Raw genomic sequence first — 25,823 nt, forward strand, 5'->3', positions numbered from 1 at the left:
TCCTTACCTGTTGCAGCAGTCGTTCCATCGCCAGATGGTATAGATTGGGTCTTGACCTATTGCTGGGATCGTTTTGGAAAGGCCCCAAGTCAATGCAGATTCGCCGATGACGTGGGATGAATCTGTCTCTGGCACGGGATGCAACAACGTGAACTTATACTGTGTCTTAGGCATCGTCGGGCTAATCACCCCCCGACACATCGCCTCATCTCCCATGGTCTTCCATGCAAGGCCGCGGCGGTGAAGCGCCGTGAGCACCCTAGCGCTCAGCAAAGAACTATCCCTGATCACCCCCTTCCCTCCGTTCTGGTTACCGCTCAGCGGGTACAGAGTCCCCCAGGAGCCCGCGCACCAGAACATCTGCTTTAATGGCTTGCCCGCTGTGGATGACACTGCATCAGCGGTACAGGCCATTGCCGCAACGGGGTTCGCAACCAGGGCCGCCTCAGGGTTAGTAAAGAAGGCCAACTCATCGTTGTTCCAGGTAGGGTCCAGTTCGGAGAGGTACATGATGTCCAGGTCCATGTAACCATCTGGATTACAGGCTTGCTTGACGAAGAGATCCAGCATCGTCAGCAACGGGAAGGCGTAGTAGTGGTAGTGCATGAACGACCCATCCCCACCATCCATATCCCCTTCCCCGTGGTGTCCCTGGTTGGTCCTGTCAAATGGGAATCTCATGCCATTAAGAACCGATGAGCAACCCGGTACCCGTTGGAACTCGATGAGTCTCGCTGGCTCCCACATCGAGGTGGTTACCCCCGGTCGGGGGACTCCCAAGTTGTCGTTGCACAAACACAGCGGATTCTTGGCTGAGTCATCGGGATAACTCCCACCAGGACCACTGATCGGGACACCTGCAATTTTGATAGGGAAAATGCAGCTCCAGCAGACATCTGTGATTAGCTTCCCACTAATCACATCGGCATTTTGGCATCCTGGGTCGGCGGCGACAGAACCGCCCCAAAGCGCTGCACTCACGGCAATAACTCTCAAGATTTTCGTAATCATGATAAGGCCTTTACGCAATTCATATATTCGTCCAAAGCTGTCGGTTTCCCGTGATAGAAACCTTGCTGCAACAACAGCCCAAATAATTTGGCACGTTCTTCCTGGAGGGGAGTTTCAATTTGCTCAGCAATCAGCTGAATTCCATTTTCGCGGCAATATTGAATTGCTGGATAGTCCACCAAAGAATGGAGCCTGCTTGCGTCAAACTTGCAATAATGCCAAACGTATTGACTCAGCCTCGCCATGGACGAGTGCTTATCACCGTAATCATCGAGTGCAAACTCTCCCCCCAAATTTGCTAGTGCATCCCATCTCTCGGCTAAAGACGTATCCTGTACGCCCTCTGTAATTTCAATGACAATTCGGGTATCCCGATCCTTGGCAATTCGGTTAATAATCCCTGCCCATGTCTGAAAAATACTGTCCGTACCGAGAGTTTGCTCCGAGACATTAATGAATAGAGCACGATGTTGAACTCGACCAAATGGCAAGTTGTTTTGAATGAACCTTGCTACCTCTATATCCACCAGCCCCCAGTTCAAAGGTACCTTGATATTGGATGGCGCAACCACCCGGCCTTCGTCATACCAGCGAGCCAGAACCTCCGCTGCGACAAAGGATCCTGTGCCGACATGTTTAATTGGTTGGAAAGCCGGGGCGAAAATCATTTATCAGCTTCCTCTACGAGCTCGCGGACAATGAACATCCGGTTCTTGGCTGTGATGACTGTCGGGGTATGCTCCAGCTCGAATCTGGAAATGAGATCCGGGGTCAACAGGTAAATTGGCGAGTTAATCTGGTCAGAGACACTCTTGTAGGAGTCCCATCCCTTGTCTTTATCAAGGGCCGTGGCTATGAAGGTGATTCTTTGAACCCCAGGCTCCAGCCTTATTTTTGGCAGAGCTTTCGCCAGCAGAGCCATCTGCTTTTTGTCCTGTGGATCGAAGACGACTACCGCCTGCGTGAAAGGGCGAGTCCCTGGCTGACATTCCATGCGGAGATCGCACAGGGGGTTGATCACTTCACCGGCCCGAGCGAACACTGACCCATCCGCAGCTGCAATATCCTTCGTCACCACGACACTTGGGTCCACTTCACGAGTCCGTGCCTTAGTCGCCCTAGGCAGCTCATGGAAGTTCTGCTTGCTCCAGAACCGCTCAATGGCTTGTTTCTTCTTCTCCGCCCAATCGATCTTGGCAAGACGTGCTTTGGCAACGTCTATGAGGTCAGGTTCGCTGATCTCCTCCACGGGCCCCCTCACGCCAAGATCCCCCACCTCCCCACTTTTGACCTCCCGAGCCAGCCAAGATGGATCCGCCAGACCGGAAACCTGGGCCACCACCTTTGGTTGCTGGCCCAACAGTTGCTCGCCGTCAAGTATGATGACGGTCGGTACCGACGTAACATTGTGCAGCTTGAACAACTGGGGATTGATGATAATGTTCGGCACCGGGTCCTTCTTGGCCGCAAGATCCTGAATGGCCTTGACCCCTTGGCCGAGGTTCATCCCCTCAGGAATGCCCCGGAACACAATCACCGCATCAGACTGGCCTGATACGGCGGAGAGCACATCATCAAGCCCCTGCTCACCCAAAGAGAGCGAAGCAAAGACGAGCATCCGATGGTCGGTATATACCCCCTTCTCCGCTTGCTTACGCTGCATCTCTTTCAGGGTTTTATCGGTTGACTGGAGCTGGCTGAAAAAATCCTTCGCTTCGTTCTGAGCCTCACTCATGTGCCGATTCTGCAAGGGCAACGATAGATCGAGCTCTGACGCTTTTTTGGAGATAGACCTCCCTTGCTCGATCAAGGCGATGTCTTCCTCCGTCAAGACTGCATTTTGAGAGAAAGCATTGCCTGACGTGGCAAGCAGCACTGCTACCGCAATCCTCTTATAGGAGGGGATAAGCGCGACCAATGATTTGCTCATCGTTCACCGTCCCCCAATAGCGTGAGTCGAAACTGAATGGGCTCTTCCCCATAAACCAGTAGTGTCCTTCCGTCAGTGTCCGCTTACCGTAAAACTGGCTCTCATTGAGATGCAGCCTACGAGCGAGCTGGAGCCCCTCCCCGACGACCTCCCCGTTCACCGTGGTATTCCATGACTGGTCAACTTCCACTACGTCCCCAGGCATTCCGGCCAAGATCTTGACCATACGGGTGCCGTCTTTGTAGAGCGGTTGGAGATTCTTTGCGTGGAAGGAGTAAATCGCTCCCTTTTGAAGTGACCGATCATTCAAATCGATCAAATACACCGTGTACCCAGGGAGACATTTTTCATTCTGCGGGTCGATACCAATGCGGTACCTGCTCATGAACCCATTGCCCGTCACCAGCAGAGCCAGCAGCACAAGGGCAGCTTTCATACCAAAACGCGGCCATGACTCCCTCTTCTTCACTAGCCAGTCCTTCGGGGATTGGATCATTTCAGCCAATCCTCCGGCAGGTAGACATCGCTAGGGGCACCAACCACAGATCCCGCATCGAGGACCAAGTAGCCCGCATCCTTGAGTTTGAGGATCGCATCGTTGGTCTTGACCATCAGTTTCTCTACCTCTTCTGCGGAGGCCCCAGCAGGATATGAGGCTGCAACTTTGGTGAAATCCACGACGACGATGGGCGGAGACTGGTTCAGCCGTTCTTGCATGGCCGAGGTTTGTTCATTCAGCACGTAATAGCTGCCACTAAAGCCACCAGCGGCACCGAGTACCGCGGCGATTGCAATCGATTTGATGTCCATTCTCTTCTCTCGTTTATGCTGCTTGTCGGCGGGCTTGCATCACCGCTTTGATAGCGTCTGGGACAGTGAGCCCTTGGTTGACGAACTGATCGATGGCATTCACATCCGCCGGGTCTGTCGAGTACAGAAGCTTCTGGAAGTCACCCACGATCAGGCGGCCGACGCCCATCCCGGCTTTCGACTTGATGAAGATTTCTGAATAGACACCCTGAATGGTGTGAACTGTTTTGAGGGTGTGGAAACCGCCATCCGAGAGGGCCAGACGACCAGCTCGTTTGACTGATTCGACGGTCTCTTCTGTCTGCCCGAGCAGGTACATGCTCGCTGAGTTCTCAGCAATGGCCCGTCCCACTGCGTTTTCATACAGGTCATTGATAGACTGGGTTGCGATGACAACGCTGCCACCATATTTACGGAATTTCCGGTAGGCATGTTCCATGAAAACCGAGACTTCGCCCTCTTTCAGCAGGTCCCAAGCCTCATCCACGATCACCACTTTTTTGCGGTTGCGCTCCCCTAGGAACACCTCTTGTTGGATCTGGTAGATAAGCTGGAGCAGAACTACCTGCCGCAGGTGTTTTCGCCCCTGGAGCTCATCCAGCTCAAGCACAGTGAATTGGTTCTGGAAAGAAACGTTGTTCTTCTGCGAGAAATACTTGCCGTAGCTACCTCCTGACGTGAAGGCATAGAGTTGCTGGCCCACGTCCTTCATGCGCTGATCCGCCCCCTCCAAGCAGCGCTCAGCGATGTCGTCCACCTTCATCTCGGTGCCCTTCTCTTCCCATATCGAGGACAACACCTGTTTCAGTGCGGAGATTTGCCACTCAACCAACAGCCCCTTGGAAGAAGCCATCGCGCACACCAGGCTCACGATGGCATCCTCCTCATCCTCGTAGTTCTGGATCAGCTCAAACGGGTTGAGGCAAACGTGGGTCCCCTCTTCAAAGTGCACAAAATCGCCCTTGAGCATCTCTGACATTTTCTGATAGGACTTACCGGCGTCAATAACCCACACCTGAGCTCCCTCGGAGAGGTAGGAGCAGATCAGTTCGTTGGTCAGGAACGACTTGCCGGAACCAGACTCTGCGGCAATGACAAGGTTCTTGTTGGTGTTACTGTCATGCAGCGACAGGCTCATGAGCTGCCCGTTGCGGGAGATCAAAGCAGCATGAAATGTGCCGGTGCCTTTCCACTCACCAAACACCGGTAGCACGACGGCTGCCTGTTCGCTTGTCATGGTCTTGTACCGGAAAAGATCACGCACTGCGTCCCGGTCGGTGCAGAACGGAAGGCTATTGAGGAATATCGGCAGGGCAACAAAGCGATCTTCCATCAGCTCGAAACGGCTCTCACGCCAAATGCTCCGTGCAGCTGTTGCCGCCGATTCAACTCTCTCCTTCGTCGGGGCAAAAATCACGAGGGAGTAGCTTATCTTGACCGGTTTGGCCCCCTCTTTCAGGGACTCATATACCGTGTCAAAAGATTCCTTCTTGTCTGCCAGGACCGGGACAAACTTGAGCATCGGGCCGTAAGCTTGGTTGACCGTAAACTGCCTCTTGCGCTCAAGGGTATTTTTGGTGCTCTCCACCTCGGGGAAGAAGACGTTGGTAACCACGATGTAGTTCTCTTTGATGCTGGAGTTACCCCCCGTCAGGTCCCCTGCATAGGCGATCGCATCCCCAAAGTAGGCAATATCCGGTAGCTTCTTCGCTGACAGCACCTTGGCATGATAGTCGCCCAAACGAATGCCATTTTTACTGACTTCAAGGTCTGTACCGTAGTCAAAGAGTTGCTCACAAATCGGCTTATCTGTTTCCCATAGGCTGGCATCGTGGCGCCAAGAAGCATCCGGTCCCCAATTGAGAAGGGTGCCCATGATTCGGACATAGTTCACAGCGGTCATTGTCCTAGGCCGCAGGCCAACCGTTTGAAGAGAGGACTCAACCTTGGTTTTCAATTGGTCGAGCTCAGCGAGCTCAGTCGCGTTCGGGGTGTTGCCTTTGATGGGAACTTTGCACGTAACGAACAATTTGAGGTCTTGGATCAGGCCGTTGTCGTAGATGCCCTTGCTGGTCCTCGCCATGATCCTTTCTGTTGTGTGGTGCTGGAGATAGCTGATTCGCTCTTGGATGACGGAGCTCAGCAGGCTATGACGGAAGCCGTCACGCAGCCCCTGCATCTGGTACATCTCTTGGTTTATATCGGGGGATCTGAATAACAGGAACTGGATTGTCGTCTTGGAGGGGTACTCCTGATTCAGGAAGCCGTTCATACGCTCCTGCACCTTTTCATCCGCCCCACACAGAGGCTCACAGATAAAACCGAAACCGGCGCTCTGATCATCCATGAGGAATATCTGTTCATCTTCGCTATAGGCCAGGACAGGGATCACTCCGGAGGCTCGCATATGTTCCGGGATCAACGCACCGTCGAGCTTCTTCTTGATGGTCACGATCATTGTGCACTCTCCAACCATGCTTTCAGGTTATTAGGGCGTCCCTTGCTTACACGTCCATCGGGTGCAACGACGAAAGGCACCCCCTGAATACCGATCAGGTGGGCTGTCATCAGGGTCTGGTCATATTGAGCGGGATCGCATGGCGATTTTGACGGGAGAGCACCCAGGGTGTTATTCAAGAGCGCATCCAGCGCATTGGTTTTGTCCTTCGCGCAGTGCAGCGCTTTGGCAAGCTGGTTTGATTCATCCCCTAGGGCAGGGATAACGACGATCTTGAAGGTGTATTCCTCAGCCAATGGCTTGGCCTCACCAATCAACTTGTGGCAGACACCGCAGCGTGGATCGACAAACAGAACCACATCCTTTGGCCCATGCCCGAACGAGATGGTGTTCAGCTTATCAACATCCATTCCCATATCCTGGAGATGCAAGCGGTCGGCGACATCACGCATTTCCGACATCGAGCTGAGGGGTTTTTTACCCCACACATCGTAAATCTGCCCTGTAATGACAAACCTACCGTTGTCTGAGATGAAGACGATCTGACCATCACTCTCGACTGCTCTGATCCCCTTGATGGGCAGGGTCACAATCTCCTTGATCTTGGCCGCCCTGGGATCTGTAATTTCCAGCTTTGAGGCTGCAACCAATGGAGCCGGGATGGTTGTGACCCCTAGCACCATCAGCCCCCCAAGAATTTTTCCAAGCATGTTTACCCCCATGTCGAACTCCTAGATGCTGGGAGTGTATCTGCGGGGATTAAATAGCCTCGACTGTGTAACGGCCCATTTTGGTCACATCCAGCGGTATCGTAAAAAAAAAAGCCCGGTAGTTAACCGGGCTTACGAATGGAAGTGTTTGAATGGCTATGCTGGTGTCTCAGTTCAGGGATACTGACTCCGACTTACCACCGGAGTCATCCACCCCGACCAGCGTTATCGGCGGCATCACACCGCTCTTGCCCTTGCTGATCGTCAGACGGTCCGCTGTGATGGCCTGCACCTCACCCCCGACCGTCCATTGATAGGACTTCATCCGGCCATCCGAGTCCTCGCAGCCCGCGTACACAATCCACGAACCGATCGTCTCCCGACTGCGCACCGTGCACGTCGGCAGCTTGTTCTCCGCCACCTTGAGCATCAGCTTGCCCTCGACATTCTTGCCCATCTCCGACGTCGCCTTGAGCATGATCTGGTGCTCACCTGCCTGCAACGTCGTGCGACCATAGAACCCCGCGCTCTCCAGTGGCTTGCCGTCCACCGTATACTGCCTGGTCTGGATCCGGTCTCGCGGGTGACCGCCCGAGATGTACGGCCGCAACAGCACATCCAGCGGCTCCCGATCGTTGGCATTCGAGCCGGAGTATTGCAGGTCGATCACGTACTGCTCGGCTTCACCCAACTTCACCGGCTCTTCCAGGACCGTCTCGTTGCCCCGAGCATCCCGCACCGTGAGCTTCACCAGGTATTCGCCCGCACGGCCCATTGTGAACACCCGCACAGCCGGTTGCTTCTGATCTTCAATGGTCGCGCCTTCCGGCAACGTCCACTCGTAGACCGCCTCGTCCAGCTTGCCCGAGAACCCGATTGGCCGTGCCGTCATGGTGATCGCCGCGGGCGCCACGTTCGCCGTCCTGCGCACCTGCATCCCGAACCGCGGCCACACGTATTCCCAGACGCGAGAGTACATCGAGTGTGTCGCTTCTGCCCCTTGCTCCCGGAACCCTTCTATCCAGGCGGTGTAGCTGGTTTCTACCCGCTCCCTGGTCAGATCCTCCGCGCTCGGCGTGTACTGCGCCGTGTCACCGTCCACCCGCTGCCCGTTCGGCAGAACGAAGACCCCCTTCACCTGCACATCCATCCCCTTGTACGGCAGGCTGTTCGTCGCCTTGAAGGTGTAGGTCTTGCCCGTCTCGATCACCGACGGCCCCGACACATACGGCCGTGGCGGTTTCACTACCCGGAACTCCACCGCCGTCTTCGCCACCCGGTAGGCATACTCATCGTCCGCAGGGGCATCCCCGGAGCGCACCCGTGCCCACAGCTTGATCCGGGTGTCCTTGTCGCTGCTCAGCGTCAGCGTCGGGCCCTGCTTGTCGTAGGTCTTCCCACCATCGGTTGACCACTCCACCACAGCGTTATCTGCACCGATCTCCTCATCCTTCACCGTCAGCCGGGTCGAGAACGTGCCCTCACTGCCCACAAACAGGGTTTGCGGCCCCTTCACTTCCAGCTTCGGCTTGTCATAAGCGATCACGTCCACCACTTCGGTATACGCCGCGGCGCTGGAGTTGCGGTTGATCACCTTGGCCCGCACCTTGTAGGTCCCCTTCTCGAACACTTTCACCATCTGGTACTTGTAGCGCTCCTCAGGCGTGGAGCTCTCCCAGGTCGCCCCGCCGTCGCTGCTGACATCCCACACCACGTCCCCGGTCGCCCGGTAGTCCTGACGGTCATTCAGCGCCAGCTTGAACACCGCCGTGAACGGCGCCTCGCCCGACAGCCGACGGGCGTCAACTTCCGCCCCGATAGCTCCGCCCCGCAGCACAGTCAGGAACGCAGGCCGCGTGGACTGCACTGTCCGGGTGTACCCTTCAAACGGCGAGACCAGCTCCGCCTCAGCCACGATCCGCACCGAGGTCGTGTCCACTTTTGACAGATCCACCGCAAAGCTCGCCTCACCGTTCGGCGCGTTGGCAAAGTCGGTCAGCACCTCGGTCTTGTTGTACGCCATCTGACGGATCAACCTGACCTTCCAGGTCCCCATCGCGGTCGCGTCAAACGCCTCGTTCGGCTTGTACTGATCCTGGATCTTCACCCGCACCGGCAGCGCCTGGGTGTCGATGGCTGTGTCGCCAGCTACCTCTACCACCGGCACCAGGTTGTAGGACGGCACCGACACAGCCCGGTACACCGCCTCGGTCTTCACCTCCGGCACCTTGTTGTAGGCCGCCTTCACCTTATAGGTAGTCTCCTCCCACAGAGCCCGCTGGTCGGTGTTCAGCCGACGGTAGACCTTGGTGTTGGCGCCCCAGCCGGGGGTGAAGGTCTCCGACTCCAGGGTGTCGGTATTGCGCATGATCGCCACGTCCAGGTCCGCCCGCTCGGCGGTGATCGTCGCGTCCCCCAGGTAGTCACCCTGCATTGGCACCATGTAGATGTTGTCCCGGAATTTGTACTTTGAGGACAAATCCACGGTCGGCACCGGGGGGTCTATTGCATCGATGGTAAAGGTCTGGTCGTTGAGGGTCACGCGAGTGCCGTTCTTGCTGTAGGTGCTCACCCGCCAGCCGACGGGGTGTGCCTTTTTATCGGCCAAAGTACCGCTCAGGCCGGGGGTGGTGGTGCTCTGGTCTTGCATCAGCCCATCCGGGATGGCCTGCCATTCAAACAGGCAGGTACGGCTGATGCTGCCGGAGGCCTTGTTGGCCGCATCCTTCTTCGCCTGATCGGCACTCAGCGTCATCGAACACGCTGGACCCAGGTTCTGGCTCATCCGCACGTCGAAGCTCTCAATGATGCGGTTGACCTGCGCCAACTCGGGGCCGGGGGTATAGCCCACCGAGCCGTAGGCCGTGGTGACAGTCAGATTGCGGTTGCCGCCGCCTACCTTAACCTTGGAGCCGTCGCCGCTAAACAGGTAGAGGCTGTACTCGACAGGTTGCTCACCCAGGCTGACCGCCTGGCCCACCAGACCCGCCAGTTTCAGGCCTTCGGTCTCCTGGGTGCTTTGCTCGGCCTCGTCCGGGGTGCGGTCCCACTGCAACAGACACACCGGGTCCCGGATCGGGTCGGAACGCTTCGCCTCATCCTCTTTGGAAGTGAAGCGGCAGGGGACACCGGCGTCCGGCAGGGCGAAGATCTTTACCGGGTCAATCACCTGGCGCACCGTCCATGACTCCGCGGAGAGCTTCGCCGTCGGCTTCCAGGTGGTCACGTCCAGCACCAGGATCGGGGAGTTGGGCGCCGCCGTCATCACCAGCAGGCCGGAAGTGCCGATAACATCGGCCACCGCAGGTTTAACAGAGAGACTCAGGCGTCCACCGGAGGCCCCGAAGTTGTGCTGGCTCATGATCCCCATGGTCTGGCCCGGTTCGATACGCACCCCGTTGACCACGAGCGGTACTTTGGCATCAGACCGCAGTGTGGCGAACACGTCATAGGAGCCGGTCACCGTGGAGCCATCATTGAGGGTCAGCGGCTTTGTCTCGATGATCTTGCTGCCGTCAGCGTGGGTAAACTCCTGCGTCACGGCCGGGATCATGACCTTGCCATCCATCCCGTCCGCCAGCGTCACTTGCTGAGGTTTGTATTCAAACTGAGCTGATGCTTTAGCTGTGTTTTGCTGAGCATCTTTCGCCTCTATTGAAAGCGTGTAACTCTCCCCAGCCTTTAAAGAAGGGAACATGACGGGGTATTCGAGCTTGAATCGAGTATCTGACACTGCTCGGACTGTGAGGTAAACATCGTCCGATGCTGGCCCCCCCTTGAGATTGACCATCGTCACAGTGGGCTTGGCCGTCATTCCGTCAGTCACATCAATGAGGATGTTATCTAATGATTCAACATTGTTTCCGCTCGGAATCGTGATAGCAATCGAAGGAGGTGTATTGTCGTTCGTAATGGTAAAGAATTTCGTTTCACTGCGGTTGCCGTAGGCATCATTCACCCAGCCGTAGATGTCATATACACCGTCGGCAAGGCCCTTGTAGGAGACCACTACAGTGGAGTCATTACCCGAGGTGTTGATACTTGTTGCTGAGAACGATTCGACATCAACGCCATTTTTTTTTGCAACAAGCCCGGCTGCTGCCAGCTTGACCCTCCCCCAGGTCGCCCCGGTATGCCCTTCAAAAGCTGTAAATGTTACGATCTTATTTTGGTCATCCCGGCTCACAAGTTCCTGGATATGCGGGTCCTCTGCATCCCACTCCCAAACATGGCTGAATTGAGACAGCAGGCCTGGAATATTCTTGTGCTGCGCCGCAGGTCTCGTATGGTAATAGCTTGCCGTTCCGGTCTGGTTGAATGGTATATTTACCGCCATTGTGCACTCTGATTGGTTCGGTGCAACCTCGCATGAACTGCCATACATGGAGACCGTTTGGGTATAAACCCTAGGTTCCAAACTAACCTTAATTTGCGATATTTTCGTATCTCTCGGCGGTTTTGGCTTCGTGCCAGGCGCACCATAACTGCTCCCAACCCAACCTACACCGTCAACGTATGCACTAATGGATTTCCAATCAGGTGGGATTGTTTCTGATGTGAATTGAGGATTAGGGACCCGCAATGGGCTGCATCGCCAGGTAGAGTTGTTTGTCCAGCCGTAGTTAGTCCAGTTGAATGTACCATCAGGACCAGCGGGACCTTCAACAACGACATAGGCATACTGAGAATCAGTGTGCGCCAATCCACGATCTGTGATCCCAGCAGGGAGCCCACCGAAAATAGCCCCCTCTGGAAGCCCGCGGTATTGTGACCGGGGGATACGATATACCGCTTTCAGCGGGTTTTTGTTGATGGGGGTGCTACCACTGGTCTGACGAAAACCCTGAAATGCGCTAAGGCCAAGGTAAGCGCCACTGTAGGTGGGATCTTCAATAGCAACGAGCGTCGGTTCCTCACTCCCACAAGCGGAGTTGTTATAAAACTCAAACTGCTTTGTCGAGCTGTTCCCGGCCCGGTCTTTCACATTGAATAGCAATCGATGTTGTGACTGAACACCATTTGGGTAAGCCAAGTTGGCACCAGAACCTACGGACCCACTCCCCAGCATCGCTTTCATCTCAGCGTTGTAGTAAGTAACCTTCCCAGTTCCATAAAGCTGACCATCCTTAGTGCCACCGATCCAGTAGGTTTCGTAAGTAATATCCCCAATACCAGATAAGGCATCATTCACTTGATCCAGCGTTATGTGCTTTGCATCAACTGTCGCAAATATTGGTTTACCGTCGGGGGCCGAACCCCGACCGTAATTCATTCCCCAAGAGAAATTCCCAAGTGTTGGCGGGGTTACATCAACGGCAAAACGGAATAAATCCGCTTGCACTGACCCCCCTTTAGACGTCAGCAATTCGGCTTTCAACTGATACTCCCCCTCTGGAGGGGCTGGCAGCTGGAGCTCCGCGCCATAATAGGATTTACCGTTAACAGTTATACGGTCTGTTGCGCCAAGTAATTTGCTTGTGCTGGTTGAGACCACTGTGTTATCCGTCCGCAGAACAGAGAGCCTGACCTTTCTGTCAATCCCACCGCTAAGGGCAAACTTTATGTTTCCACTGGGGTTGGCGTAGATGGCTTCGGGAGACAAAGACCTTTGAGCGCCTCCTGGTGTAGTAAACGAATACTGGAGTAGCTCCGCATGGGATGTGCCAGCGAATAGAACAGCCATCGCACCCAACAGAGCAGGAAATTTCAGTTTGTGGTTAATCATGTCACGTCTCCATTCAGGGGTTACACGAACCCAAAATGCAGATTACGGGACCCAACTGAATGATCGCGACTGTGTTTGTGCCCTTTTGGGGCACATCTGAAATAAATAGAAAAAGCCCGGTAATACCGGGCTTTGAAGTAGAGAAGTCAGCCAATCAGTTCAGGGATACTGACTCCGACTTACCACCGGAGTCATCCACCCCGACCAGCGTTATCGGCGGCATCACACCGCTCTTGCCCTTGCTGATCGTCAGACGGTCCGCGGTGATGGCCTGCACCTCTCCTCCTACCGTCCACTGATACGACTTCATCCGACCATCCGGGTCCTCACACTCTGCGTACACGATCCACGAACCGATCGTCTCCCGGCTGCGCACTGTGCACGTCGGCAGTTTGTTCTCTGCCACCTTGAGCACCAACCTGCCCTCCACGTCCTTGCCCATCTCCGTCGTCGCTTTGAGCTTTATCTCGTGCTCACCAGCCTGCAACGTCGTGCGACCATAGAACCCCGCGCTCTCAAGCGGCTTGCCATCCACTGAATATTGGCGGGTCAGGATCCGGTCCCGCGGGTGACCACCCGAGATGTACGGACGCAACAGCACTTCCAGCGGCTCACGGGCATTCGGGTTCGAGCCTGAGTATTGCAGGTCGATGACGTACTGCTCGGCCTCGCCCAGCACCACCGGCTCCTCCAGGACCGTCTCATTGCCACGAGCATCCCGCACTGTCAGCTTCACCAGGTATTCCCCCGCGCTGCCCATCGTGAACACCCGCGCTGCCGCTTGCTTCTGATCTTCAATGGCAGCCCCTTCCGGCAGCGTCCATTCATAGACCGCTTCGTCCAGCTTGCCCGAGAAGCCGATCGGCCTGGCCGTCACTATGATCGTGGCTGGCGCCACGCTCGCCGTCTTGCGCACCTGCATCCCGAACCGCGGCCATACGTACTCCCACACCCGAGAACGCATCGAGTGCGTCGCCTCCGCTCCTTGCTCCCGGAACCCTTCTATCCAAGCCGTATAGGTGGTCTCCACCTGCTCCTTAAGCAGGTCTTCCGCGTTCGGCGTGAACACCGCCGTGTCACCGTCCACCCGCTGCCCGTTCGGCAGGATGAAGTACCCCTTCACCACCACGTCCATCCCCTTGTACGGCAGGCTGGTCGTCGCCTTGAAGGTGTAGGTCTTGCCCGTCTCGATCACCGACGGTCCCGACACATAGGGGCGCGGCGGCCTCACCACCCGGAACTCGACTGCGGTCTTGGCGACCCGGTAGGCATACTCGTCGCTCGCAGGTGCATCCCCGGAACGCACCCGTGCCCACAGCTTGATCCGGGTGTCCTTGTCGCTGCTCAGCGTCAGCGTCGGGCCCTGCTTGTCGTAGGTCTTCCCACCATCGGTTGACCACTCCACCACAGCGTTCTCTGCACCGATCTCCTCATCCTTCACCGTCAGCCGGGTCGAGAACGTCCCCTCACTGCCCACAAACAGGGTTTGCGGCCCCTTCACTTCCAGCTTCGGCTTGTCATAGGCGATCACGTCCAACACCTCGGTATACGCCTCAGCACTGGAGTTGCGGTTGATCACCTTGGCTCGCACCTGATAGGTGCCTTTCTCGAAGACCTTCACAAACTGGTACTTGTAGCGCTCTTCCGGGGTGACACTCTCCCAGGTAGCACCGCCGTCGCTGCTGACATCCCACACCACGTCCCCGGTCGCCCGGTAGTCCTGACGGTCATCCAGTGCCAGCTTGAACACCGCCGTGAACGGCGCCTCGCCCGACAGCCGACGGGCCTCGGCCTTCGCACCGATAGCTACGCCCCGCAGCACGGTCAGGAACGCAGGTCGCGTGGACTGCACTGTCCGGGTGTACCCTTCAAACGGCGAAACCAGCTCCGCTTCCGCCACGATACGAACCGAGGTCGTGTCCACCTTCGACAGATCCACCGCAAAGCTCGCCTCACCGTTCGGCGCGTTGGCAAAATCGGTCAGCACCTCGGTCTTGTTGTACGCCATCTGGCGGATCAACCTGACCTTCCAGGCACCCATCGCGGCCGCGTCAAACGCCTCGTTCGGCTTGTACTGATCCTGGATCTTCACCCGCACCGGCAGCGCCTGGGTGTCGATGGCTGTATCACCGGCTACTTCCACCACCGGCACCAGGTTGTAGGACGGTACCGACACAGCCCGGTACACCGCCTCGGTCATCACTTCCGGCACCTTGTTGTAGGCCGCCTTTACTTTGTAGGTGGTCTCTTCCCACAGCGCTCGCTGGTCGGCGTTCAGCCGACGGTAGACCTTGGTGTTGGCGCCCCAGCCGGGAGTGAAGGTCTCCGATTCCAGGGTGTCGGTGTTGCGCATGATCGCCACGTCCAGGTCCGCCCGCTCGGCGATGATCGTCGCATCCCCCAGATAGTCACCCTGCATCGGCATCATGTAGATGTTGTCCCGGAAATTGTACTTTGAGGACAAATCCACGGTCGGCACCGGGGGGTCTATTGCATCGATGGTAAAGGTCTGATCGTTGAGGGTCACGCGAGTGCCGTTCTTGCTGTAGATGCTCACCCGCCAGCCGACGGGGTGTGCCTTTTTATCGGCCAAAGTACCGCTCAGGCCGGGGGTGGTGGTGCTCTGGTCTTGCACCAGCCCATCCGGGATGGCCTGCCATTCAAACAGGCAGGTACGGCTGATGCTGCCGGAGGTCTTGTTGGCCGCATCCTTCTTCGCCTGATCGGCACTCAGCGTCATCGAACACGCTGGACCCAGGTTCTGGCTCATCCGCACGTCGAAGCTCTCAATGATGCGGTTGACCTGCGCCAACTCGGGGCCGGGGGTATAGCCCACCGAGCCATAGGCCGTGGTGACAGTCAGGTTGCGGTTGCCGCCGCCTACCTTAACCTTGGAGCCGTCGCCGCTGAACAAGTAGAGGCTGTACTCGACAGGTTGCTCACCTAGGCTGACCGCCTGGCCCACCAGTCCCGCCAGTTTCAGGCCTTCGGTCTCCTGGGTGCTTTGCTCGGCCTCGTCCGGGGTGCGGTCCCACTGCAACAGACACACCGGGTCCCGGATCGGGTCGGAACGCTTTGCCTCCTCTTCCTTGGAAGTGAAGCGGCAGGGGACACCGGCATCCGGCAGGGCGAAGATCTTTACCGGGTCAATCACCTGGCGCACCGTCCACGAATCCGCGGAGAGCTTCGCCGTCGGCTTCCAGGTGGTCACGTCCTGCACCAGGATCGGGGAGTTGGGCGCCGCCGTCATCACCAGCAGGCCGGAAGTGCCGATCACATCGGCCACCGCAGGTTTAACAGAGAGACTCAGGCGTCCACCGGAGGCCCCGAAGTTGTGCTGGCTCATGATCCCCATGGTCTGGCCCGGTTCGATACGCACCCCGTTGACCACGAGTGGTACTTTGGCGTCAGACCGAAGTGTGGCGAACACGTCATAGGAGCCGGTCACCGTGGAGCCATCATTGAGGATCAGCGGCTTTGTCTCGATGATCTTGCTGCCGTCAGCGTGGGTAAACTCCTGTGTCACGGCCGGGATCATGACATTGCCGTCCATGCCGCCTGCCAGACTCACCTGACGCGGTTTGTACTCGAAGCCAACCGCCTTTTGAACCGCGTTGCCTTGTGCGTCCTCACCGGAAACAGTCAGCGTGTAAGATTCCCCTTCCTTCAAAGACGGGAACATTACCGGGTACTCAAGGCGGAATCGACCTTTCGACTCCTCACGCCAAGACAACTGCACCTTGTCATCGGCTGGGCCTCCGACGAGGGCAATAGAGGTCAGCTTAGGACTCGGGTCGGCAGTATCAGTCAAGGTGATTACAACATCATCCAAAGACTGGATTGGTGCTCCATCACTGATCGATACGGTTAGTGTCGGCGCTGAATTATCTATGCTCATAGCATATTGGGAGCCAGTGAATACCTGCTTAATCTCATTACCGAAAGCATCTTTAGCTACGAGAGATATGCCGGTATATGTGCCCTCTGACAGATTCTCAGCAGAAAATGTGAAAAACCAATCATTTGTGCTACTACGAAGAACTTCAGTACGAGACAACGGACGTTCTTCGCCAGTCGAGGTTATCGCAGACGCACTTGAGTTGTTAGAAATAACCCACTGGTTAACACCCCAACCGTCAAATGAATCAGGCTCACGGAAATGAGCTTTAAAAATCTGCCCATTTCGTTCTAACCCAGCAATTTCAGGAGGGTTAAGGTCATAGCAGAATGTTGCCCCAATCCGATCAGACGGAAGTTCAGGCTTCCCTTCCGGTCGAGACCAATATCCAGGCCATGAACATGAGCGCCCACTGAACGATATATCCGTATCCACTTCTGCATAAGAAGCATTTGCCGGAATTTTAGTAGTAGGCAACCAAGTTCCCCATAACTCCTGAGCGTAAGGTCTCGGCTCAACATGAAATCTCAGTTTTTTATAATGGTTAACTGAGCTCATATTAATGGTTTCACCGCGGACCCACTGACCATCATCCCTAAGATATTCAACATACTTACCGGTGGGAGCCAAGCTAACCGATGGATCAGTTTTCACACTGACGGATGTATCACCAAGAGAGTTCATAACCCAGTCGTAAATAACAAACGACTTAGTTTTTGTCCCATGTCGCTGGAATACATCAGCTTGCGTCTGCCGATAATCATATGTACCGTCTTCGGCAATGATATTGCCTTCAATACAGTTTTTATAATCACACCAGTTACCGCGTTCAGCACCGTAAGGTGAAGAAGGATAGGAGTTTGTTTTGGGTATCCGGTAGAGCACCCTGTAGGTATCGGAATAAATGGTCATTCCGTTCTGATAAGGCGCAAAACCTGATAGGGCCTGACCATTAACCTTAAAAGTTGAGGCCTGCGGGTTCTTAGGGTCATACACTGCTACTGGCTCAGGATTCTCTCCAGACTTTGCACCTACTGAATCCCAAGCAATAGGATAGGCTATTGACCCTTTGTTCCCTGCTTTATCCAGGGCCTCGAAATGAAGCGTATATAGATCCTCCCCATTAGGGAACACAGTGCTCCAGTTCAACAACTGGCCTTGGCCGTTGGCGTAATTAACCGAGACAACAGGACTCCTCTTGCCTTTGCTATCTACAGCATACGCCTGTATAGAGGAAACCGAAGAACCGGCATCAGATGCAGACACATCTATACCTGAAAATCGGTGAGGACCTCGCAGTAGCGTTCCATCAGAAAGCGCCCGGTTCCATTCCCCTTTTACTGTCACGTTTGCCAAACTTGGCGCTGTCGTATCGACTTGAAGCGGGTATTCATCAGTCTGAATGGAACTTCCGTCTGACGCCAGTATTTCGGCCCTTAGTTTGTAGACTCCCTCGGAAGGAGCCGGTAGTTGAAGTTCCGCACCATAGTAGGATTTTCCACCCACCGTGATGCGATCAGTAGCCCCAAGAAGGTGGCTGGTCGCTGTCGAAACCACTGTTCCATCCGACCGAAGCACCGAAATCTTTACCTTTCGGTCGATACCGGCACTCAAGGCAAACGAGATATTGCCCGTTGGGTTGGCATAGTTGGCATTCGGAGTCAGAGACCGTTGCGTACCATCTGGAGCCTTAAAGATGTATTCCAGCAGCTCTGCATGAGCAGCTCCTGCGGAAAGGGCTGCCATCGCAACAAGCAATGGTTTAAGCCTATGTTTTATCATCGCACTCTCCATTCATGAGTTAGACAAACCCAAAATGCAGATTACGAGTGCAGCCATAATGATAACGACTGTGTTTATGCCTTTTTGGGGCGCATTTGCAAAAATTCTTGGGTTTTGATGAAAAAAAAGGGCAACCCACTGGCTGCCCTTTTTTTTTCTGGTGTCTGGCGAGTTATGGAGCCTTAGGCCCCAAGCCCGTTGGTGAGATGGATTGCGGCCGGAGCGATCTTGTCGGCATGTTCCAGTGTTGCAGACATGATCGACTCCACCACCGTCGGGGAGTTGTACAGCCCCATCCCACCACCGATACCCATGGCGAATGCCATCAGGCTCTGGCGGGCGATGCCACCGACAACACCAACCAGGATCATGGCACCAGCAACGATTCGACCGAGGGTACCCTGCGTCCAATCTTTGAGGGTGGTCCAGACATCATCAAACGCCGTCCCGCCTGTACCTGCGTGGACGGAATCCGGCGCCAGCACGAGAGCCACCGCCACGAGTCCCATCAGGAGGAAGAGGGCGTTCTTTTTGTTTACCGCGGAGGCATTAGCCACCTGACCCATATGACTTACATTCATGTTCATTCAGCACATCTCCTACTTTGCAATGGTTGTTTCAGTTTTTGGTTCGTGCTGCACAGTTTGCAGCGGTCTTAACACCGGCTCATTTTCGGGTGTGCCATCCCCGATCACCCATCTACGCGGTTCAATTTCCGTGTAGACATACCCTGTCACGATGAGGTCACCGTTGGTGTCCTCCCAGGGAGCTACCCAGATCCGCATCACCTGTGCCGGTGTGCGAATGGGAATAGGTCGATCTGGCAGACGTGGCGCGACATACGTATCGATTACCTGGTCTCCAGAACCTGTTGTGTTCGTGGCTACAGCCGGGGTTTCTTCGTTACCACTGGCCCTGGCCTCACCAGACTTCATCGGTCGAGGCACGTTGCCATCATTAGTTGCGCTATAAACATCCCGAGCAGACATGCACTGCACACCGTTTGGCATACCCGGACAGCCGTATTCTTCTTCCCCGATATTGAGTGATGAACACCCTGCGAGCAGCAGGAGTACAGCACCAGCCCCCAACAGTCGGAGTGATCCTACTATCAGCTCTAGTCGAATCTCGCCTGTAGAACTGCCCATTTTGGTCACAATGCTCATTTTTTCTTGCTCTCCCCGCTCGAACGGATTTGCAACTTGGTGCCCTTTGTCATAATTACGTCCAATTGACGGCCTGCATCGATCTCTATAACCGGGAAAATCCCTTCGGCCATATCGATGTAGAACTGCGCGATGCGATCCAAGGCCTTACTTGCCCCCTTGGCCGCCGCGCCCTGAACCATGTCCTCAGACCAAACAGACTGATACTGGGTATTAGCGCCAGGGTTTGTACTGACAACAGGTACTGGATTGACGTCGAATGCCTCCGACACACCGCTCAGGAAACCCGCCATCATGGACTTGGCAATAATTTGACCTTGCTTGGATACCACGCGACCACGAACCCCAGCCTTGCCATCCTCACCAACCGCATATGCATCAAGTTTTGCCTCGATCACCCCACCATCCTCACGGACACACGAGAACGTTTCGCCACGTAGGTAGGCGCGTTCCGAACTCAGATCGCCGTAGCCAGAGACGATGAGAAAACATTCGCGCACATCGGCACGGAACCGGTTAGGGAGGATGGCCTCTTTCTGGATACGCAGAGTTGACGGGAACGGGTCGCGGCGGGCTCCCTGGGATGTTGGGGCATCCATGCCGTTAATCAGTGTCCCTGTCAGGATTGATCCCGAGGGCAGATACAAGAAATCATCATCAGTGCTCTTCGACTTATCTGCCTCAGGCGCCTTTTGGGTGTAGCTGACAATCTGGATACCGGTCTTAGCTGGCGCTTTGCCATCTCCTTTACCACCGGGAGCTTGGCCCTTAGTGTCAGGCAGTGGAGCATCCCTGAAAATGGCTGCCGGATCCTTGTAATCCAGCTTTTTGTCCATGAACTGGCTATTAGCACTGTTCCCTGGAGTGCTGGTTCCACTGGCCTCAGCATTCCCGGTGGCATCGGTGCCATTGCTATTCCCTTTTCCACCCTCTACCTTTTTCGCCAGCTCACCATTCATTTTTACCAGTTGCTCAACATCCTGACGCAAGCGGGAAATTTCACGATCGACGTCAGCATCCTTCCCAACTTTCTGCTTTTTTTGCTCCAGCTCTGTCTTGATGCGCTCCAGCGCTTTCTTGAGATCCGCATTTTCACGCGAGACCATCTTCACATCGGCTGAAAGGGAGTCGATCCCTATTTCCCGCGTGTTCTTATCTGTCAGTACGTTCTTGATCGTATCCTGACGCCCACGCCGTTCCTCTTTCTTTGGCTCACCGGAGAAAACCGTCACGACAGCAAAAAGGGCAAATAAACCACTAGAAACGGTTATCCAGCGCTTCTTTTTGGGGTCAATCTCACTCCAATACTGACTAATGTTCATTGACGACCTCCGAGCAGAGACGGCCGCTTAGACGTAGAAGCCTGACCGCGACCTTGTTTCATCGCGACATAGATCTCTGTCTTCTGCCCCGGTTCGAGAACGTTCAGCGGCCAGGTGGTCACAGCAGCTACGTCCCAACCACCACATAAGGACTCCTTGAACTCAATGGGCTGGGTCGATGTGTTCTGGGCCACCCCGATGAATACGTTGAGATGGTGCCCCATCATGTACTGACCCTTCGAAAAATCGACCCGGATACTGCCAGTCGCACACCGGGGAACCGCCGCTCCGGCTGGGATATTGTTCATGCTGTAGCCTTGGGGGACCTCGCCTAGGGCGATTTTGCGGAACACAGTGCGAACGGTCTCAACGTAGGGCTGGCTTTTCTCCCAAGCATCCGCTTTGGTATTGGCAAAACCTCCACCCATGCTGGCGCTCCCTGTGAGCTTGAGGAATACCTCACGGGGCGGTATCCGCCGCGGCACCATGGTCAGGCTCAGTGCTTGGGCCTCTGAGCCTTTTTCCGTAATGAACATCGTGACGGGATATTCCTTGTCCGTTGCGACGTAAACCACGTTTTCCTTGATACAAACTTCACCACATTGTCCATCAGCACTGGCGCCGCTCAGTGAGGTGGAAACCACTTCTGGATTGCCAAATGGAGTGACGATCCGGTTGGGATGGCCGATGGCAATCGGGATGATTTGGTTCACACCTGGATTCATCGTCAGAACAGGATTCTCGTTAACCTGCCCCATCACCCCACTACTTCCGATAGGGGCTGGCACCCCCTGTTTCATCACACTCGCCGGGACAACAGGAACATCCTCAGATGAGTCGGCCATCACCCCTGTTGCGTACAGGGCAAGCACCAAGAGTGGGTATTTAGCGTTGAGCTTCATTGGTTCTCTGTTCCTTTTCTTCTTCTTTACGCTTGAGTTGCTCCAGCACAGCCTTGGTGCGTGGCTTACCCATATAGGTACCCATGTAATCGATATAAGGGGCGTAATTTGAAATTTTGAGGACGAACTCATAAGTGCGCTCCCCACGTTCCTCCTGTTGCGATGACGCGCCTTTCACATAGGAGTACCCATAGGCAAATACCTTGTCGCTCTTCTCTTCGTACTCCACAAAGCGAGGCTCGAACCGCATGGTTACGCGGTCTTCCTTTATCTGCTTGGACTGGATCTCGATGGCATCTATGACATCCTGATAGATTTCAGGTGAGAGCATGGGGATCAACCGCTCTTTAACAAAGTCCACCGAACCTGGCGTAACGTTGCCAAGCAGCATTGAAAACGCAAACCCCCACGCCTCTTTGTACGAACGTGAGGCATTGGTTTTCGTCACCCATGCCTCCTCCGTGAGGGTGAACGGTTGCATGGTGACGATGGTCTCCTTATTGAAGACCTTGAGGACCAGTAGCAGCACAATGACTAACAACCCCGCTTGGATAAATCGGCCCCACTTGTTCTCGGCTTGGGTCCCTTCCCAGGTCCTGAGATAGGTTTTCAATTTCAAGGTAAATACCTCCGTACAAATGGGTTCTTCATCGACTTGGACTTGGTAGCGATGAACCCGGCCCAATAGATTATGTGGAGTAGGTAACCATCTGGATGGTTGTCCCGGAACCGGCGATAAAGGTTGGTAACGAGCAGCCCGCCGATGAAGCAGATAAGGGCCTTTCCGAGGATGACGCCAATCGTTAACCCCAGGAGCATCGGTGCCAGCTCATCGGCACTCCACAAGAGCAAGTGGGGGGGTTCATCGACCCGCCGCGGGATTTTTACAGGCTTCATTGCCACCTCCATATCTTCATTGCCTGTATTTTCATTCAGTTGACCCACTTTCCTACTACGGCTTTGCGCCCATTTCGGGCAGTTACAGCGACAAATAAAAAAAAGGTGGCATCATGCCACCTTCTATTTATTCACCGGCCTGCTTATTGATTCTGTATTTTCACCACATGAACCCAAGGACGGCCCTAACTCAAGCCCCTATCAGAGCAATCACTTTGTCGAGCCCAAAGCCGACAGCAAGACCAAACGCGAACAATACCAACCGGATGAGAGTAAGAAACGGCCAAGAGCTTGTGCGCCATGTTGCCACCTCTACTTTTCTGGCTTGAGTCTGTACCGACACGATGAACTCCAAATGAAGTTGCCTTTGGTATAGGGATTTTCTCTTCCACAGCTCCACCAGCACAGCGCTCTTGCGGCCCTTTTGGGGCGTGGGGCAAAAAAAATATTTTGGGGTGCTTAGTTGGAGTGAGAGAAATTTCACATGTGAAATTTCTCTGGAAGACGAGCAGTTTACTTGCCCGAGATCGCAGCTGGCGCCCCGCAGTGCTTTTCCTATACGAGCTCCACATGGCTAATAGCCGCTTAACTTAGGCAATAATTTGTGGGGCAAAAGAGATAGGAAGACGCTTATTGGATGGAGGTGAAAAAATTTCACATGTGAAATTTTTTCTGGTCTATCAGTGCTTCTGAATTCGGTCAGAGTCCACTCTAGTGACGGTTCAACATATCGACGATCCCGCGCTTTTGACGCGCGATTTCCTGTCGGACCATCGCGGGGGTGATCCCCAAATACTTGGCGATTCTTGTCATTTTCATCGACTGGCGCCGCTCCGCAATGAACCGGCGCTGTTCGTCAGTCCATGGGTACTTCTTGAATAGCTCAAGTTGCTTGGCCGCCCGCTCCACCGTGTGCTTAGACACCCCCAGCGCACTGGCTATGTCAGCCCTGGTCATCGTCGCGTCGTGCTCGCACAGGTACGCCCGCTTTTCTGGCGTCATGATCTCGCGCTTTAGTAGCCCCATGGCGCGGGCGGCCTGGGTTGTGACCGTGATGGGCAACCCCAGCGCCTCGGCAACACCGGGGAGGCCCAGGCGCTTGCAGCTGTCTTTGAGGATCGCCTTCTGCTCATCGGTCAGGCGATCCCCCCTGACTATGCCCATCTTCTTGATATGACGGGATACCGCACTGACAGACAGCCCTAGGTGCTCGGCCATCTCCGTCATAGTCAGGGGGCCATAGTTCGCTTTGATGTATTGATCGCGGTCAACCTGCATCTGTTCATTCATGCCGTTTTTCGTCTGTTCTTGTTCTTATGGGGTCGATACAGTCTTCTGGCACTCCATGCAGAACACCTTACAGCCGAAGCGTTGCTTGTTGAACCAGCAGAACTTGGCGACATTGTAGGCAACAGCGGTTTCGCAGGAGGCACAGACCAGCTTCGATTTCCGCTCGCCGCTCTGCTCACCGCTCGCCGCAGGGGAGGCGACCTCGGTCGGAGTAGCAATGACCTTCACCGGAGCTGGAGCTACGGCGGGCAGACCGAACTTAGCCACCCAGTCGAATCGGATGGGCTTGTGAGCCGCCACCAAGCGGTGGGCAAAGTCTTCCAGCGTGTCCTGTCCGACAATTTTCGCGGCACCAAGGATGTTATTATCCTTGTCGATGTCCCGGTCGATTTTCGCCTTCAACTGATCGTTCTTGATGATGGTCTCGATGCCGTCGATTTTTGCCTTCGGTCGGGATATACGAGCAGTCTTCGACACGAGAACCAGCCCGTGGAGCGAGGGAGTGATAGTGAATCCCAGACGCTTGGGCGGGGCGACCACGCCGGTCTTGAACACTGACTCCAATACTGCCATGTGGCGGCGATTCTGCTCCAAAGGCGAGGGGATACCATAGGGCTTGCTCCCGAAAAAGGCTGAGAATTCCCCTTGCTCGTTCACGGCTACGCCCTGGGAGAAGCGCTTACTCTCGCAGACATAGATTTCGAGGAAGCGATTGATGAGAAGGTGGTCTATCTGGGCCACACGTCCGTCGCACTCCAAACGGAGGTCGTGAACGATTACCCAGTTCTTCGAGGCCCCGTAGTGGAACTCCATCTCATAGGCCGCCTCTGCTTCACCCCTCATCCCCGATTGGATGTTGAGAATTTCGCGGTCGATGAGCTTTCGGACGTTTTGGGATACGTCCGGTCTAGTCGAGAGCGTTTTCAGCGTCTCGATGTCCGCCAACCTATCGTCGGCCTTCTTTATCAGCATGGCGTTACCTTTTTGTTTTTTTTCTTCACCTTGACTTTTTCCTCTATCAGTTGTAGGTCTTGTGCCCAGCAGCAAATCACTAACCAATTACTCTCTATGCCATTTCTTCTGGCAACATGTTTACTGTTTTTTTCAATTTTTATTTTCCCTCTGACTAAGAGATTAAATTCCCGGGGGAAAATCAGGTGTGATTTAAGTGGATCACGTTGAAGTTTTTAAGCCAAAAAAACACCATGCTCCATAAGTAACAATTGGAGAGCAGCAGACAGGATCCATATATCATTTGAATAATGACAACCTTATGCACACAGTCATATCGACATTGCGTCTCTTCTGGTAGCGTGACCCAGATAGCTAACGCAGAAAAACAACCCACCAGGACAACTAGCAGTAGCGGATATAAATGACGCTTCACGCCAGCGCAAATCCATTTGTTAACCATTTTATCTGCGTATGGTTTGTGGCATGAAAAAAGGAAAACATAATAGGGAAACAAAATGGCTAACAGTGAGAACCATAAGCCGGTGATAGGAGGAAATGCCGAGCGCGACATCCAGTCGGCCAGTGCGGGCCAGTAAGCTGACAACAAAATAGCCCACCGATCGACAATTGGCGTGAAAGCAGTATTGTTTTCCATGCGGAGAAGCACCAAGAAGATCGCCAATGCGATTGGCAACCAGAACCTTGTTTTTTTCAGCAGGTTATCATCTTGAAACTGAGTAATATCAAGATTGGCCGGAATATACATAGCAGCTCCACATGTACAGAACCTTAAGCGGCAAGCGAATTAATAATACCGTCTAACGTGTTGTTTTGCTTGGATTTTCTCTGCCTACTCTTTTTGCCGTTTTTGGATAAATACACCATTGCCCACTCCAACTTCTCTGTTATTTCCTGCCACGCACCATGGATGATGCTCGCCAATATCGGCATTAACCAAAGCGCGCTGT

General features: G+C 54.7%; 18 protein-coding genes and 2 pseudogenes. All 20 read right to left on the reverse strand.

Annotated features, from left to right (window positions below; translation table 11 throughout):
- Positions 1-3: 3 nt before the first annotated feature.
- Positions 4-1,011, reverse strand: a complete 1,008-nt coding sequence (locus PG881_RS19890; RefSeq protein ID WP_270802378.1) for a TraU family protein — start codon at positions 1,009-1,011, stop codon at positions 4-6.
- On the reverse strand, positions 1,008-1,679 hold the full coding sequence (locus tag PG881_RS19895) for an EAL domain-containing protein (protein WP_270802380.1): 672 nt from the start codon (positions 1,677-1,679) through the stop codon (positions 1,008-1,010). The genes PG881_RS19890 and PG881_RS19895 overlap by 4 nt, the downstream gene beginning before the upstream one ends.
- Positions 1,676-2,941: a TrbC family F-type conjugative pilus assembly protein gene (locus PG881_RS19900; protein ID WP_270802382.1), complete on the reverse strand. Its 1,266-nt coding sequence runs from the start codon at positions 2,939-2,941 to the stop codon at positions 1,676-1,678. The genes PG881_RS19895 and PG881_RS19900 overlap by 4 nt, the downstream gene beginning before the upstream one ends.
- Positions 2,904-3,437, reverse strand: coding sequence for a S26 family signal peptidase (locus PG881_RS19905; protein ID WP_270802387.1), 534 nt, complete (start codon positions 3,435-3,437; stop codon positions 2,904-2,906). Before PG881_RS19905 ends, PG881_RS19900 begins: the two co-directional genes overlap by 38 nt.
- A complete protein-coding gene (locus tag PG881_RS19910) occupies positions 3,434-3,751 on the reverse strand; it encodes a hypothetical protein (protein WP_270802389.1) in 318 nt (105 codons plus the stop codon). The genes PG881_RS19905 and PG881_RS19910 overlap by 4 nt, the downstream gene beginning before the upstream one ends.
- A gap of 13 nt (positions 3,752-3,764) precedes the next feature.
- Positions 3,765-6,209, reverse strand: coding sequence for a type IV secretion system protein TraC (traC, locus tag PG881_RS19915; RefSeq protein WP_270802391.1), 2,445 nt, complete (start codon positions 6,207-6,209; stop codon positions 3,765-3,767).
- Positions 6,206-6,931 (reverse strand): DsbC family protein, encoded by a 726-nt coding sequence (locus PG881_RS19920; RefSeq protein WP_270802393.1) that lies wholly within the window; start codon positions 6,929-6,931, stop codon positions 6,206-6,208. The genes traC and PG881_RS19920 overlap by 4 nt, the downstream gene beginning before the upstream one ends.
- Before the next feature lie 157 nt (positions 6,932-7,088).
- Positions 7,089-11,255, reverse strand: coding sequence for an Ig-like domain-containing protein (locus tag PG881_RS19925; protein ID WP_270802412.1), 4,167 nt, complete (start codon positions 11,253-11,255; stop codon positions 7,089-7,091).
- Between the two features lie 630 nt (positions 11,256-11,885).
- A pseudogene (locus PG881_RS19930) lies at positions 11,886-12,644 on the reverse strand (DUF4165 domain-containing protein); the annotation flags it as partial.
- 154 nt (positions 12,645-12,798) lie between these two features.
- Positions 12,799-18,324 (reverse strand): Ig-like domain-containing protein, encoded by a 5,526-nt coding sequence (locus PG881_RS19935; RefSeq protein ID WP_270802395.1) that lies wholly within the window; start codon positions 18,322-18,324, stop codon positions 12,799-12,801.
- A gap of 182 nt (positions 18,325-18,506) precedes the next feature.
- Entirely contained in the window at positions 18,507-18,911 is a 405-nt protein-coding gene (gene traA, locus PG881_RS19940) for a TraA family conjugative transfer protein (RefSeq protein ID WP_442866403.1), read from the reverse strand.
- 12 nt (positions 18,912-18,923) lie between these two features.
- Positions 18,924-19,490, reverse strand: a complete 567-nt coding sequence (gene traV, locus PG881_RS19945; protein ID WP_270802397.1) for a type IV conjugative transfer system lipoprotein TraV — start codon at positions 19,488-19,490, stop codon at positions 18,924-18,926.
- A complete protein-coding gene (locus PG881_RS19950; RefSeq protein ID WP_270802399.1) occupies positions 19,487-20,812 on the reverse strand; it encodes a TraB/VirB10 family protein in 1,326 nt (441 codons plus the stop codon). Before PG881_RS19950 ends, traV begins: the two co-directional genes overlap by 4 nt.
- Complete coding sequence (locus PG881_RS19955; RefSeq protein ID WP_270802401.1) at positions 20,809-21,714, reverse strand: TraK domain-containing protein; 906 nt, start codon at positions 21,712-21,714, stop codon at positions 20,809-20,811. The genes PG881_RS19950 and PG881_RS19955 overlap by 4 nt, the downstream gene beginning before the upstream one ends.
- Entirely contained in the window at positions 21,698-22,333 is a 636-nt protein-coding gene (locus tag PG881_RS19960) for a TraE/TraK family type IV conjugative transfer system protein (protein WP_270802403.1), read from the reverse strand. The genes PG881_RS19955 and PG881_RS19960 overlap by 17 nt, the downstream gene beginning before the upstream one ends.
- Positions 22,330-22,611, reverse strand: a complete 282-nt coding sequence (gene traL / locus PG881_RS19965; RefSeq protein ID WP_270802405.1) for a type IV conjugative transfer system protein TraL — start codon at positions 22,609-22,611, stop codon at positions 22,330-22,332. Before traL ends, PG881_RS19960 begins: the two co-directional genes overlap by 4 nt.
- A 711-nt stretch (positions 22,612-23,322) precedes the next feature.
- Entirely contained in the window at positions 23,323-23,901 is a 579-nt protein-coding gene (locus tag PG881_RS19970; RefSeq protein ID WP_270802407.1) for a winged helix-turn-helix transcriptional regulator, read from the reverse strand.
- A 24-nt stretch (positions 23,902-23,925) separates the two neighbouring features.
- On the reverse strand, positions 23,926-24,960 hold the full coding sequence (locus PG881_RS19975) for a nuclease-related domain-containing protein (RefSeq protein WP_270802409.1): 1,035 nt from the start codon (positions 24,958-24,960) through the stop codon (positions 23,926-23,928).
- A 94-nt stretch (positions 24,961-25,054) separates the two neighbouring features.
- The gene (locus PG881_RS19980) at positions 25,055-25,621 is read right to left on the reverse strand and encodes a hypothetical protein (RefSeq protein WP_270802410.1); all 567 of its coding nucleotides are present in this window, start codon (positions 25,619-25,621) and stop codon (positions 25,055-25,057) included.
- 23 nt (positions 25,622-25,644) lie between these two features.
- Positions 25,645-25,823 (reverse strand): annotated as a pseudogene (locus PG881_RS19985) (IS4 family transposase); the annotation flags it as partial.

This window comes from Aeromonas sp. QDB54, assembly GCF_027707385.1.
GTDB lineage: Bacteria > Pseudomonadota > Gammaproteobacteria > Enterobacterales > Aeromonadaceae > Aeromonas > Aeromonas hydrophila.